This window comes from Sphingomonas sp. PL20, from assembly GCF_017875905.1.
Taxonomy (GTDB): Bacteria; Pseudomonadota; Alphaproteobacteria; order Sphingomonadales; family Sphingomonadaceae; genus Sphingomonas; species Sphingomonas echinoides.
The window spans coordinates 2,044,397-2,057,193 of the sequence record NZ_JAGINH010000002.1 but is presented as its reverse complement, the minus strand read 5'-3'; the positions used below and the strand labels follow the sequence as shown (position 1 = coordinate 2,057,193).

The window sequence follows — 12,797 nt, the reverse complement described above, 5'->3', positions numbered from 1 at the left end:
CGATGCGTCATGTCCTTTCGGTCGATGTTGAGGACTGGTTCCAGGTCGGCGCTTTTGAATCGGTGATCGACCGGGCCGATTGGGATTCGCTGCTGCCGCGCGTGGAGGCCAATACCGACGCCGTGCTCGCGCTGTTCGCCGAGAGTGGCGTGCAGGCGACCTTTTTCACGCTGGGCTGGGTTGCCGCGCGCTATCCTCGCCTCATCCGGCGGATCGTCGATGCAGGGCATGAACTGGCGAGCCACGGTTGGGGGCACGACCGCGTCTTCACGATGGAACCCGCAACCTTCCGCGCCGATCTTGCGCGTGCGCGCGGCACGCTTGAGGATGCGGGCGGCGTTGCCGTCACCGGCTATCGCGCGCCGAGTTTCTCCATCGATCTGCGCACGCCGTGGGCGCACCGGATTCTGGCGGAGGAGGGCTATGCGTATTCCTCCAGCGTGGCACCGCTGCGCCATGATCATTATGGCTGGCCCAAAGCCCCGCGCTACGCCTTTCGTCCGCTGGCGGACGCGGATCTGGTCGAAGTGCCCGTGACCGTCGCGCAATTCGGCGCGCGGCGGATGGCGACCGGCGGTGGCTTTTTCCGCCTGCTGCCGGCAGCGCTCACCGATTATGCAGTGCGCCAAGTCTCGGCGGACGGGCAGCCGGCGATCTTCTACTTTCACCCGTGGGAAATCGATCCTGCCCAGCCGCGCGTCACCAATGCTCCGCTAAAGTCAAAACTGCGCCATTACAGCCGCCTTGGCGCGATGGCGGGGAAGATGCGCGGATTGATCGGTCGGCACGACTGGGGGCGGATGGATGCCGTCGTGCGCGATTTGCCCTCGGTGCAAACGCTTGGGGTGGCGGCATGACGGTCCAGCCCCTGGCCCCCTTGCTCGCGCTACGATCCATCGATTTGCATGATGTCGGCGAGCGTCAGCGGGTGGAAAGCTACGTGCGTGGCCACAAGCAGGGGACGCCCTTTCATCTGCCAGCCTGGAGCATGGCGGTTGCGCAGGGGTGCGGCCAGATCAGCCATACCCTGGTCGCCGAGCGTGGCGACGGATCGATCGCGGGCGTGCTGCCGTTGACCGAAGTGCGCTCGCGGTTGTTTGGCAAAGCGCTGGTGTCCAATGGCTTTGCGGTTGGCGGCGGTATTTTGGCGGATGAGCCTGCGGCGGTGGCGGCGCTGGCCGATGGCGGATGGGCACTCGCACAGCGATTCGGGTGCCCGACGCTGGAACTCCGCGGCGGCGCGATGCCCGAGGGGGCATGGGATTTCGACGATCACATCTATCTCGGCTTCGTGCGACCGCTGGCGGACAGCGACGCGGCCGAGCTCGCCGCCATCCCACGCAAGCAACGCGCCGAGGTGCGCAAGGCGCTTGAGAACGACCTTACCGTCTCGATCGGGCGCGATGCGGGTGACGTGCGCGCGCATTACGCCGTCTATGCCGAATCGGTCCGTAACCTGGGAACGCCGGTCTTCCCGGCGCGGTTGTTCCGCTGCGTGCTGGAACAGTTTGGAAACGCCGCCGACATTGTCACGATCCGGTCCGAAGGGCGCGCGGTGGCGAGCGTGCTCAGCCTCTATTACAACGGCACCGTCTATCCCTATTGGGGCGGGGGCACGCACGCCGCGCGCGGCTTGCGCGCGAATGACCGCATGTATTTCGCGCTGATGAGCCATGCCCGTGCGCGCGGGTGCACGCATTTCGATTTCGGTCGCTCCAAGGTCGGAACCGGACCGGCCGCTTACAAGAAGAACTGGGGTTTCGACGGCGTGCCCTTGCTGTATGGTAAACGCGCGGTGATTGGAGAGTCATCGCGCGACATCAATCCCTTGAACCCACGCTATGCCCAAAAGGTCGCGATGTGGAAAAAGCTGCCATTGGTGGTCGCTAACCTGCTTGGACCGCACATCTCCAAAGGCCTTGGTTAATGGGTGACATTCTCTTCCTCGGGCATCGCGTGCCGTACCCGCCCGATCGGGGGGACAAGATCCGTGGCTTTCACATCCTGAAGTATCTGGCGGCGCGCAAGCGCGTGCATCTGATCGCCTTTGCCGACGATACCCGCGATATGAAGCGCAAGAGCGGCCTGTCGAAGCTGACCGGCAATCGTTCGATCATCTGGCGGTCGAAATCGCGCCTCACATCTGCGCTTGAGGCGTTGATCGGGCGCAAGCCGGTCTCGCTGGCGGCGTTTGACAACGCCTCGTTGCGCGCTGCGGTCGACAATCTGCTCTCGCGGCATTCGATCGATACGATTTACGTTTTTTCCAGCCAGATGGCGCAATATCTTCCGGCCCGGCCGCGCCAGAAAGTGATTATGGATTTTGTCGACATGGATTCGGCAAAGTTCGGTGCCTATGCCAAGGGTTCTGGCGGAATCATGCGCTGGTTCATGAAGCGCGAAGCGCGGCTGCTGTTTCAGCATGAGCGCGCGGTCGCGCAGCGGGCAGATGCCAGCCTGTTCGTCAGCGCGGCCGAGGCGCAACTGTTCCGCGACAAGTCCGGTGCGGAGCGGGTCCATGTTGTCGAGAATGGCATCGACACTGAATTTTTCGATCCGACCGCGCCGTTCAAGCGCATCGACACCACCGGCGCGTTGATCGTGTTTACCGGGCAAATGGACTATCGGCCCAATATCGAAGCGGTGACCTGGTTCGTCGAGACGATCCTGCCGCACATTCGCGTGCGCTTTCCGCAGGCCCGCTTCGCCATTGTCGGGCGCGCACCGAGCGATGCGGTCAAGGCGCTGGCCAAGCAACCTGGGGTGATCGTGACCGGAGAAGTCGCCGATGTGCGCGGGTGGATCGCCGCCGCCTCGGTCGTCGTCGCGCCGCTGAAGCTCGCGCGCGGCATCCAGAACAAAGTGCTGGAAGCGATGGCAATGGCACGCCCGGTCGTCGCGTCCAGAGCGGCAGCCGAAGGGATCGACCATGGCGGAACGATCCGCATTGGCGAAACCGTTGGCGAGATTGCCGAGGAAGTCATCGCCATCCTGAACGATCCGGTGCGGGGCGCGGAGATCGGTCGCGACGCGCGCGCGCAGGTGCAGGCGCGCTATAGCTGGGAGGCGCGGCTCGCGCCGCTCGATGCGATCCTGGGGATCAGCGTGAAGGCATCCCCGCGCCGCAGCGCGGCCTGAACGCATGACGCTGCCCCTTGGGATGCGCATCCAGCCGGGACTGCTGGCCGGTGATGGACATGCAGCGCCGGGGCAGGTGTGGCGGCCGCAAACGGCGCTGCTCGGCATCGTCAGTGTCGCGATCCTCTTGCTGTTCGGCAGCGACGTCCGTGCGCTCGCGACGCTGTGGTGGACCAGCACGACCTTTGGGCATTGTCTGTTCATTGCGCCCGTAGTGGTATGGCTTGTCTGGCAGCGCCGCGCCGGGCTGGCCGAGCTCACCCCCGTCGCCTGGGCACCGGGTTTGGCGCTGGTCGCCATTGGCGGCTTTGGCTGGCTGCTGGGCGATGCGGGTGGCGTGGCGCTTGCCCGGCATCTCGGGATCGTGCTGATGCTGCAGGGCGCGGTAGTGACCCTGCTCGGGCCCAATGTCGCGCGCGCACTGCTGTTTCCGCTTGGCTATGCGCTGTTCCTGGTGCCGTTTGGCGAAGGGCTGGAGGGGCCGCTCCAGACCGCCACGGTCGCGCTGACCATGCCGCTATTGCATCTGTTCGGCGTGCCCGCTGAGGTGGATGGCGTGCTGATCACCATCCCCAATGGCTATTTCGAAGTGGCCGAGGCCTGCTCCGGCGCGAAGTTCGTGATCGCGATGATCGCCTATGGCGTCCTGGTCGCCAATGTCTGCTTCGTGTCCTGGCGCAGGCGCGCGGCTTTCATGGTGGTGGCGCTGGTGGTTCCGGTACTGGCCAATGGGGTGCGGGCGTTCGGGACGATCTATGCCGCCTATCTCACCTCGGTCGAGCGCGCGACCGGGTTTGACCATATCGTCTATGGCTGGCTGTTCTTTGCGGTGGTGATGGCAGCGGTGCTGGCGCTCGGCTGGCGCTGGTTTGACCGTGCGCCCGATGCCCCGCTGTTCGACCCGGCCGCGCTGCAAACGGTGCCACGCTACCGCCTTGATGCGCCATTGGCAGCGGTGCTGGTGCTGGCGCTGGCCGCGCTGTTCCCGGCCTGGTCGGCAGCGATTGCCGGGCGCGCGCAGACGCTGCCCGAGCGGATTGCCCTGCCGGAGGTGCCGGGCTGGCACCGCGTCGCGCTGAGCGCGCGTGCGCCGTGGGCACCCAATTATCCGGGTGCAGACCATTTTCTGCTCGGTCGCTACGGCAATGCGAAGGGCGATCAGGTTGACCTCGCGATCGCCGTTTATGGCAGCCAGAATGAGGGCAAAGAGGTGGTCGCGTTCGGCGTGGGCGCGCTGCGGGAGGATGATGTGTGGGTGCGTGTGGCCGATCTTCCCGATCTGGCGGGCGGATCGGCGATGCGCATCACCGCGCCGGGGCCGGTCGAGCGGCACGTGGTCACCTGGTATCGCGTTGGGGATACGCTGACCTACAAGGGGCCCGTGGTGAAGCTGGAAACACTGAAGGCCAAGATGCTTGGCGGCCCGCAGCGCGCGGTCGCGGTGCATGTCTCGGCCGAGGCGGTGCCGGGCCATGATCCACGCTTGGCGATGGCGGCGTTTGTCGCGGCGCTGGGACCGATCGAGCGGCTGGCCGATCGCAGCGCGGGAATGATCAACTGATGTGCGGGATTGCTGGTCTCTATTATCCCGCGACGCCAAAGCCCGTCGATCCCGCGCGGATCGCGGCGATGGCGGATGCGCAGGCGCATCGCGGGCCCGACGGATCGGGTGTGTGGACCGCGCCGGGGGTGGGGTTGGGGCATCGACGGCTGTCGATCATTGATGTCGCCGGATCGCCGCAGCCAATGGCGAGCGCTGATGGCGCGCTGACCGTCACCTATAATGGCGAGATCTATAATTTCGCGGCCCTGCGCGCGGAGTTGCAGGCACGGGGTGCCGTGTTCGTGACGGCGGGCGATACCGAGGTGCTGCTCCACGGCTGGGCGGCCTGGGGCCCGGCGCTGCTCGATCGGTTGAACGGCATGTTCGCCTTCGCGCTGCACGATGCGCGGCGGCAATGCCTGTTTCTCGCGCGCGACCGGCTCGGCGTGAAGCCGCTGCATTACGTCGAGCTGTCCGATGGCGGGGTCGCTTTCGCGTCTGAATTGAAGGGGTTGCTCGCGCATCCGCTGCTGCGGCGCGCGCCCGATCTTCGCGCGGTCGAGGATTATCTGGCGTTTGGCTATGTGCCCGACGACACCTGTCTCGTCGCGGGCGTGAAGAAGCTGCCCGCCGGGCACAGCCTGCTGATCGAGCGCGGCAAACCGGTGCCCGCGCCGTCGCGCTGGTGGGATGTGGACTTCTCCCGACGTGCGACGGGGTCGGCCAAGGCGCTTGAGGAAGAGTTGGTCGCGCTGCTGCGCGATGCGGTGACGTCGCGCATGGTGTCGGATGTGCCGCTGGGCGCGTTCCTGTCGGGCGGGGTCGATAGCTCGGCGGTGGTCGCGCTGATGGCGGAGGCCTCGCGCGGGGCGGTGCGCACCTGCACGATCGGGTTTGACGAGAACAGCCTCGATGAACGCCGCTATGCCGATGTGATCGCCGAGCGCTTCGCCACGCAGCATCGCGAGCGCGTGGTCGCGGCGGACGATTTCTCGCTGATCGACACGCTGGTCCATGCCTTTGACGAACCCTTTGCCGATGCGTCGGCGCTGGCGACGTACCGGGTGTGCGAGCTGGCGCGCGAGGATGTGACGGTGGCGCTGTCCGGCGACGGGGCCGACGAGGCCTTTGCCGGATACCGTCGCTACAAGTTTCAGGCAGCCGAGGAGCGCGTGCGCGCGATGGTGCCCGCTTCGATCCGCTCGAACCTGTTCGGCACGCTTGGTCGCTGGTATCCCAAGGCCGATTGGGCCCCGCGCCCGCTCCGCGCCAAGACGACGCTGCTCGCGCTCGCCGAGGATGGGGCGGAGGGCTATGCCCGCTCGGTCGGGGTGACCACGCCTGCCTTGCGCGCGGCGCTGTTGACCGATCACGCGCGCGCCGCGCTCGGCGGGCATCGCGCCGAGGATCGTTATGTCCGCTCGATGCGCGATGCGCCGGCGCGCGATGCGCTCGACCGCGCGCAATATGCCGATTTCCAGCATTGGTTGCCCGGTGACATTCTGACCAAGGCCGACCGCACCAGTATGGCAGTCGGGCTGGAGGCGCGCGAGCCGCTGCTCGATTACCGCCTGGTCGAGTTCGCGGCCAGGCTTCCCGCCGACATGCGGTTGCGCGGCGGGCAGGGGAAGTGGCTGCTCAAAAAGGCGATGGAACGCTATCTGCCGCGCGATATTCTGTATCGCCCGAAAATGGGCTTTGTCACGCCGATCAGCGTCTGGTTTCGCGGGGCGCTGGCGGATGAGGCAGCGGCGCTGGCGTCGTCGCGTGTGCTGGTGGGGTCGGGCTGGTTCGATCCCGGCGTGATCGCCCGACTGGCGGCTGACCATCGTGCCGGGCGCGCCGAGCATGGCCGCACGCTGTGGCAATTGGTGATGCTGGACCGCGCGATGGCGCGGCTGTTCGGCTGAGCCCACCGCGCCAGTCAATCCTCCCCGTGCCGGGGAGGATCCGAAGAGCGTCAGAACACCGCCATCGCCGCGTGGAGCGTCAACGCGATCAGCGCCAGGGACGCGCCGAGGAAGAGCAGGAAACGCACCGACACCTTGTTGACCTTTGCCTGCCACACGCTGTGGGCAATGCGCAGCGCCACATAAGCCCAGGCGATCCACGCATTGACCCCGTTGCCGGTACCCGTCAGCGCAATCACCCCGCAGACGGCGTAAAACAGCGTCGGCTGCTCCATCAGATGGTTGTGATTGTGCGCAACCCACTGGATCTTGGGCGGCAGGCGGCCGTCCGCATCTGCCGCCTTTGTGCCGACAAGCTTGGTGATATCGACCCCTGAAGCCCGCATCGCTGGCAGACGCGTCGACAGCATCCATACCAGCATCACCAGCGTCCACGCGATGAGCACGACAACGGGCTTCAGGATCTCGCTATGCATCGGTCATATCCCCCTTTAAGGGAGCGTGCCCGAAATAGTCCGGTCTCGCAATGACGGCCATGCGGTACGCCTAAGGTCGCGGCAGGGCCGCACTCCAGCGCGAGAACAGTTCGGGCCAATCGAGACCCGGTGATCCTGCCGCCAGATGCAGCGCGCCGAAGCCATGTCCACCATGCTGGAACAGATGGGCCTCCACCGGCACCCGTTCGACCCGCGCGCGGTCGAGCATCAGCAGCGATTGCGCGATCGGCACGACACCGTCATCCATCGCATGGGCGAGGAACAGCGGTGGTGCGCTGGAATCGAGGCGGCGCGCCGGATCATAGCGATCGAGCAACGCGGCCGACGGCTTGGGCCCCAGCAGGCCGTTGACGGGGGCTGCCGGATCGAAGCCGGCGGTCTGAAACGACGTCACCGCATATATTAATCCGGCGAAATCGGGCCGCGCGGACAAGTGGTCGGCGTGGTCGACAGGCGTATAGACGGGGTCGGCATGGCCGACGGCGAGCATTCCGGCGAGGTGACCCCCGGCGGAGAAGCCGATCGTACCCAGCCGCGCCGGGTCGATGCCATAGCGTGTCGCATTGGCGCGGATCAGCCGCATCGCGCGCTGCGCATCCTGCAGCGGCACATCCTCGCGCTTGGCCCAGCCTTCCCCGGGCAAGCGATAAGCGAGCACGAACACGGTAATGCCGCGCGCATTGAGGACGCGCGCGACGTCGATGCCTTCATTGCTGACCGATACGAAGCCGTAGCCACCGCCAGGGATCGACAACACCGCGCGCCCGTCCGGCCGTTCCGGGCGGAATACGCCAACCGTGGGCACGGCGACGCCGCGCAGCCACAATTCCTTGCCCTGATAGCCATCAAAGCTCGGGGCGGGGATGGGTAAAGTAGCGGGGGCACCCGGCGCTTTGCCGGGCCACAGCGGAAAGGATTCGGCTGGTGGCCATGTCGGTGTGGCCGTCGTGTCCCCTGATTGCGCAAGGGCGACGCTGGGCATCCCCAGCGTCGCCCCAACGGCACCTGCCAATACCAACCGTCTATCCAACATTGCCGCTCTCCTATGGATTCGCGGCGACGTTAGCGGGTTCAGTCGAAGCTCGCACCCCAGCGACGCTTGGTGCGGTTCTTCCACAGGCCGCGATGATAGGCGTCCGATGCCAGCAGTGGCATGACCGAACCGGCTTCGGCGAACACCATCTGTTCGATGCCGGTGTTGACCTTGCCCCACGAGGCCGCTTCCTGCAGCGTCGAGGACGAGCAGGCGCCGTCGCGCACGTCGGCGACGGTGATCTGCACGGCGTACTTATGCACCTGCACGTCGTCATGGCCGAGGATTTCGGCGCAGACCACGGTGTCCTGGATGAAGTTCTTCGGCACGCCGCCGCCGATCATCAGCAGGCCGGTGGTGCCGGCCTTGATCTTGATGTCGGTCAGTTCGCGGAAATCGGCGATCGCGTCGAGCACCATGTACGGCTTGCCCTCCTTGGCCCGGTCTACCTGGTGCTTGACCAGACCGAAGCCTGCCGACGAATCGACGAAGGCCGGGCAGAAGATCGGCACGTCATGCTCGTAAGCGAGCTTGACCAGGCTGTTTTCCTTCTTGCCGTTCGCGACGAGATACTTGCCCATCTCGCGGATGAATTCGCGGCTCGAATAGGGCCGGGGTTCCAGGCTGTTGGCGATCTCATAGATCGTGTGGTCGCAGTCCTGAAGCTGCTCTTCGTCGATGTACGTGTCGTAGATACGGTCGATCAGCAGCGAGCGCAGCGTGTCGTCATCCGGCACTTCGAGCGCCTGATAATGCTTGTGGCCAAGGCCTTCGAAGAAATCCATGTCGACGATCGACGCGCCCGTCGCGACCACGCCGTCGATCATGTTGTTGCGCAGCAGCTCGGCATAGAGATCCATGCAACCACCCGCCGAGGTCGACCCGGCGATGACGAGGAAGATCGAGCAATCGGGGTCGGCGAGCATCTGGTTGTAGATGTCGGTCGCGCGGCCGAGATCGCGGCTGGTGAAGCTCATCTTCTTCATCGCATCGACGATCGGGCGCGCGTCGAACTTGGTGATGTCGATATGCTCGACGGTGGTCGAGAGCAATTCGGCCTTGCGGTTGGTGTTGAGGACTTCGGTCATGATCTTCTCCAAATGCCCTCCCGCTTGGCGGAGGGGTTAGGGGAGGGCCGACTGTCCGCATCCCCGATAGCAAAATGCCCTCCCCCGACCCCTCCCGCAGAGCGGGAGGGGAGGAGGTCAGGCGATAGTGATAGTGCTGTGTTACAGCGTGACGACGTTCGAAGCGACCTCTGGCAGGTCCTCGCCATAAAGCGATACCATCGGTTCGTCGGCGACGATCACCGTCTCGTCCGATCCGAAGCCATTGAAGGCGGTGCGCATCGCCGAACCATAAGCGCCGAGCATCCCGATTTCGAGATAATCGCCTGCCTTCACGTCCGCCGGCAGATAGAAGGGGCCTGCCATATGGTCCATGTCGTCGCAGGTCGGGCCATAGAAACTGAATGCCATGTCCTTCGAGCGGCTTTCAGGCTCGCGCAGCAGCTCGACCGGGAAACGCCAGCCGATATGCGCCGCATCGAACAACGCGCCATAGGCGCCGTCGTTGATGTACAGCTCATCACCACGACGCTTTTCGACGCGCACCACGATCGAGCTATATTCGGCGCACAAGGCACGGCCGGGCTCGCACCACAGCTCGGACGAATAGCTGACCGGCAGCGATTCGAACGCACGGTGGATCGTCTCGAAATAGCGCTCGAGCGGGGGCGGCTCCATGCCCGGATAGGACGAGGGGAACCCGCCGCCGACATCGATCACGTCGACCGTGACCGCTGCATCGACGATGGCGGCGCGGACGCGCTCCATCGCATTGGCATAGGCTTCGGGCGTCATCGCCTGGCTGCCGACATGGAAGCAGATGCCGAGCGCATCCGCTGCCTGGCGAGCGCGGAACAGCAATTCCTTGGTCTCACCCGGTGCCGCGCCGAATTTCGACGCGAGGCTCAGCTTGCTATGCTCCGACGACACGCGAAGGCGGACGCACAACGTCAGGTCTTCGGCGTGATCGGTCGCGTCGACGATCTTCTCCAGCTCTTCCACGCTGTCGAGAGAAAACGTCTTCACGCCATAGTCGAAATAGGCCGAGCGGATCGCTTCGGGTGCCTTGACCGGGTGCATGAAGCACAGGGTCGCCTCGGGGAGCGTTTCCGCAACCAGACGCACTTCCGCGATCGACGCGACGTCGAAATGGGTGATGCCCGAATCCCACAGAATCTGCAGGAGTTGAGGCGACGGATTCGCTTTCACGGCATACATCGAACGACCCGGGAACTTCTCTGCGAAGAACCGGGCCGCACGCGATGCCGCATGCGGACGAACCAGCGTGACCGGCTGAACCGGCCGCTGCTTAGCGATGTCGATACCAGTGTTGGTAATCGAAGGGGTGGTCGCTAACCCCAGCGCGCGATGATGCTTGTGCAACTCAAGGGACCTCCAAGTGGCTTGCGCCTACGGTGAAAAAAGCTGCCTTGCGGTTGGAAGTCCCATGGGGCAGCGGATGGGCGAGATAGGGGCGCGTTTTTGCATTGTAAAGCGGTTTTGAACGTGCGGAGATAATTAGTGACAATTTTAAGACAGCCGACCCGCGCCGGGGTCCGCGATGCCGCTGCCAAAGTGGCCGCCGTGGTGCCGCCGACACCGCTTTTCGTGGTTGAAATTCATGGGGTTAAGGTCTCTTTCAAGGCGGAGTGCCTGCAACCGATCGGCGCGTTCAAATTGCGCGGGGCGTGGCACCGGTTGACGGCGATCGAGCCCGTCCAGCGGGAAAAAGGCGTGGTCGCTTTCTCCTCGGGGAATCACGCACAGGGAGTCGCCTGGGCGGCGCGGCGGCTGGGGATGCCCGCGACGATCGTGATGCCGGCCGATGCGCCCAAGGCCAAGCGCGAGAACACGCTGGCACTGGGTGCCGAAGTGGTGAGCTATGATCGGGCAACCGAGAGCCGCGAGAAGATCGCCGCGCGACTGGCCGAAGCGCGCGGGGCGGTGCTGGTGCCGAGCTTCGATGATCCCTGGGTGATCGAGGGGCAGGGCAGCGCCGGGATTGAAGCGGCGGCGCAGATGGCGGCGCTGGGTTTGGGCGCGCCGAGTCGCGTGGTGGTGCCATGTGGCGGGGGCGGTCTGGCCGCGGGGCTGACCCTGGCCTTGCCCGAAGCGACGATCACGGTGGCGGAGCCGGAGGGCTGGGATGACATGCGCCGCTCGTTGGAGGCGGGGTGGATTGAGCCGGTCGGCGACGCACCGCCGCCAACGGCGTGCGATGCGCTGCAGACGCTGCGCGTCTCACCGCTGACCTTCGACGTGCTCGCCCGGCGCGGGGCGACTGGGGTGGCGGTGAACGAGGCGGAAATCCGCGCGGCACAGCGCTGGGCGGCGGAGAAGCTGCGGCTGGTGGTGGAGCCGGGCGGCGCGGTTGCGCTGGCGGCGGTGCTGACGGGCAAGGTGCCGGTCGAGCCGGGGCTGTTGGTGCTTCTGTCGGGCGGGAATGTGGATCTCGCCGCTTATGGGGCGGTGCTGGCGGGCGCGGACCAATAACATCCGTTCGCCCTGAGCCTGTCGAAGGGCCCTGGCCAAACACGCAGCGCTGGTGGATGGCAGTGCTTCGACAAGCTCAGCACGAACGGAAATAGAGGCTCTGTGACCTCTCTCGAAAACCTCGCTCCCGCGCTCGCCATGCTCGCAGCGTTTGCCTGCCTCATCGGCGGCGCGGCGTTGATCGCCAAAGGCCAGAATCGGCAAAAGGGCGTGCTGATGCTGGTGATGGCGGCGGTGCTGGTGGGCAATGTCGTGATCTGGACGCTGTAACGCTGACCCCGCGCCGCCTGACACGGCAGCGCGGGGCGAGGATCACTTGATCGGCGAGTTGGGATCGAGCCGCATATCCAGATACTTGTCCACCGATCCCATCAGCTGCGGCATTTCGTGCTCGAAGAAATGGTTCGCCTTGGGGATGGTGTCGTGGTGGATCGTGATGTGCTTCTGCGTGCGCAGCTTGTCGACCAGCTTCTGCGTGGCGAGCGGGGGCGAGACTTCGTCATTCTCGGCCTGGATGATGATGCCGCTCGCCGGGCACGGCGCGAGGAAGGTGAAGTCGTACATGTTGGCGGGCGGCGCGACCGAGATGAAGCCGCGAATTTCCGGGCGGCGCATCAGCAACTGCATGCCGATCCACGCACCGAAGCTGACGCCGGCGATCCAGGTGGTCGAGGCTTCGGGGTGGAAGCTCTGCACCCAATCGAGCGCGCTCGCGGCATCGGACAGTTCGCCCACGCCATTGTCGAAGGTGCCCTGGCTCTTGCCGACACCGCGGAAATTGAAGCGCAGTGTTGCGAAACCGCGGCGCTGGAAGGTCTTGTAGAGTTCCATCACGATGTGGTTGTTCATCGTGCCGCCGGCTTGCGGATGCGGATGGAGGATCATCGCGACGGGCGCGCGCGGGCGGGGAGCTGGCGCGAAACGGCCCTCGAGACGACCATCGGGGCCGGGAAAAATGACTTCTGGCATCGGACCTGCTGACGGCAAAGGAGGTGGTTCCATACCCAAGGCTTGGGCAGGATGGATTGCGCGCTATATAGGCTCGCACCCGCACCGCGCAATCATTGCCGAAGGTTGACATCATTTTGCCCGAATCCTCGATCCGCGAGCGGCTGT

General features: G+C 65.3%; 12 protein-coding genes. 7 read left to right on the top strand and 5 right to left on the bottom strand.

Going from position 1 to position 12,797, the window contains the following annotated elements:
* Window positions 1-2: 2 nt before the first annotated feature.
* Genes H4W01_RS09515 through H4W01_RS09495 form a run of 5 tightly spaced genes read left to right on the top strand, consistent with a single transcriptional unit; the run spans window position 3 to window position 6,591 of the window.
* Entirely contained in the window at window positions 3-857 is an 855-nt protein-coding gene (locus tag H4W01_RS09515) for an XrtA system polysaccharide deacetylase (protein WP_209610816.1), read from the top strand.
* On the top strand, window positions 854-1,927 hold the full coding sequence (locus H4W01_RS09510; RefSeq protein ID WP_209610815.1) for a FemAB family XrtA/PEP-CTERM system-associated protein: 1,074 nt from the start codon (window positions 854-856) through the stop codon (window positions 1,925-1,927). The genes H4W01_RS09515 and H4W01_RS09510 overlap by 4 nt, the downstream gene beginning before the upstream one ends.
* Window positions 1,927-3,138, top strand: coding sequence for a TIGR03087 family PEP-CTERM/XrtA system glycosyltransferase (locus H4W01_RS09505; RefSeq protein WP_209610814.1), 1,212 nt, complete (start codon window positions 1,927-1,929; stop codon window positions 3,136-3,138). The genes H4W01_RS09510 and H4W01_RS09505 overlap by 1 nt, the downstream gene beginning before the upstream one ends.
* A gap of 22 nt (window positions 3,139-3,160) precedes the next feature.
* Window positions 3,161-4,699, top strand: a complete 1,539-nt coding sequence (gene xrtA, locus H4W01_RS09500) for an exosortase A (RefSeq protein ID WP_435804077.1) — start codon at window positions 3,161-3,163, stop codon at window positions 4,697-4,699.
* Window positions 4,699-6,591 carry an XrtA/PEP-CTERM system amidotransferase gene (locus tag H4W01_RS09495; RefSeq protein ID WP_209610812.1) on the top strand — a complete coding sequence of 631 codons (1,893 nt, stop codon included), beginning with the start codon at window positions 4,699-4,701 and terminating at the stop codon, window positions 6,589-6,591. Before xrtA ends, H4W01_RS09495 begins: the two co-directional genes overlap by 1 nt.
* A gap of 50 nt (window positions 6,592-6,641) precedes the next feature.
* On the opposite strand, the gene H4W01_RS09490 is transcribed toward H4W01_RS09495, so the two are convergent.
* From H4W01_RS09490 to H4W01_RS09475, 4 genes are all read right to left on the bottom strand, one after another.
* Window positions 6,642-7,067 carry an MAPEG family protein gene (locus H4W01_RS09490; protein WP_010402952.1) on the bottom strand — a complete coding sequence of 142 codons (426 nt, stop codon included), beginning with the start codon at window positions 7,065-7,067 and terminating at the stop codon, window positions 6,642-6,644.
* A gap of 70 nt (window positions 7,068-7,137) precedes the next feature.
* Window positions 7,138-8,121 (bottom strand): alpha/beta hydrolase, encoded by a 984-nt coding sequence (locus tag H4W01_RS09485; protein WP_209610811.1) that lies wholly within the window; start codon window positions 8,119-8,121, stop codon window positions 7,138-7,140.
* 38 nt (window positions 8,122-8,159) lie between these two features.
* Window positions 8,160-9,209, bottom strand: a complete 1,050-nt coding sequence (locus H4W01_RS09480; RefSeq protein WP_209610810.1) for a 1,9-bis(guanidino)-5-aza-nonane synthase — start codon at window positions 9,207-9,209, stop codon at window positions 8,160-8,162.
* A 141-nt stretch (window positions 9,210-9,350) separates the two neighbouring features.
* Complete coding sequence (locus H4W01_RS09475) at window positions 9,351-10,571, bottom strand: type III PLP-dependent enzyme (protein ID WP_209610809.1); 1,221 nt, start codon at window positions 10,569-10,571, stop codon at window positions 9,351-9,353.
* Window positions 10,572-10,709: 138 nt separating this feature from the next.
* Between H4W01_RS09475 and H4W01_RS09470 the strand changes: the two genes are divergently transcribed.
* Together H4W01_RS09470 and H4W01_RS09465 are read left to right on the top strand one after the other, a co-directional pair.
* Window positions 10,710-11,681, top strand: a complete 972-nt coding sequence (locus H4W01_RS09470; protein WP_334685215.1) for a threonine ammonia-lyase — start codon at window positions 10,710-10,712, stop codon at window positions 11,679-11,681.
* Window positions 11,682-11,783: 102 nt separating this feature from the next.
* On the top strand, window positions 11,784-11,951 hold the full coding sequence (locus H4W01_RS09465; RefSeq protein WP_209613531.1) for a hypothetical protein: 168 nt from the start codon (window positions 11,784-11,786) through the stop codon (window positions 11,949-11,951).
* A 42-nt stretch (window positions 11,952-11,993) separates the two neighbouring features.
* Here the strand turns inward: H4W01_RS09465 and H4W01_RS09460 are convergent, their stop codons facing one another.
* The gene (locus H4W01_RS09460; protein ID WP_010402947.1) at window positions 11,994-12,650 is read right to left on the bottom strand and encodes an alpha/beta hydrolase; all 657 of its coding nucleotides are present in this window, start codon (window positions 12,648-12,650) and stop codon (window positions 11,994-11,996) included.
* Between the last annotated feature and the right edge of the window lie 147 nt (window positions 12,651-12,797).

What these genes read in the sequence shown, in the direction of transcription:
- xrtA (WP_435804077.1), top strand. Translation starts at nt 3,161, where the DNA reads ATGCGCATCCAGCCGGGACTGCTGGCCGGTGATGGACATGCAGCGCCG.
- H4W01_RS09510 (WP_209610815.1), top strand. Translation starts at nt 854, where the DNA reads ATGACGGTCCAGCCCCTGGCCCCCTTGCTCGCGCTACGATCCATCGAT.
- H4W01_RS09485 (WP_209610811.1), bottom strand. Translation starts at nt 8,121, where the DNA reads ATGTTGGATAGACGGTTGGTATTGGCAGGTGCCGTTGGGGCGACGCTG.
- H4W01_RS09505 (WP_209610814.1), top strand. Translation starts at nt 1,927, where the DNA reads ATGGGTGACATTCTCTTCCTCGGGCATCGCGTGCCGTACCCGCCCGAT.
- H4W01_RS09495 (WP_209610812.1), top strand. Translation starts at nt 4,699, where the DNA reads ATGTGCGGGATTGCTGGTCTCTATTATCCCGCGACGCCAAAGCCCGTC.
- H4W01_RS09490 (WP_010402952.1), bottom strand. Translation starts at nt 7,067, where the DNA reads ATGCATAGCGAGATCCTGAAGCCCGTTGTCGTGCTCATCGCGTGGACG.
- H4W01_RS09480 (WP_209610810.1), bottom strand. Translation starts at nt 9,209, where the DNA reads ATGACCGAAGTCCTCAACACCAACCGCAAGGCCGAATTGCTCTCGACC.
- H4W01_RS09460 (WP_010402947.1), bottom strand. Translation starts at nt 12,650, where the DNA reads ATGCCAGAAGTCATTTTTCCCGGCCCCGATGGTCGTCTCGAGGGCCGT.
- H4W01_RS09515 (WP_209610816.1), top strand. Translation starts at nt 3, where the DNA reads ATGCGTCATGTCCTTTCGGTCGATGTTGAGGACTGGTTCCAGGTCGGC.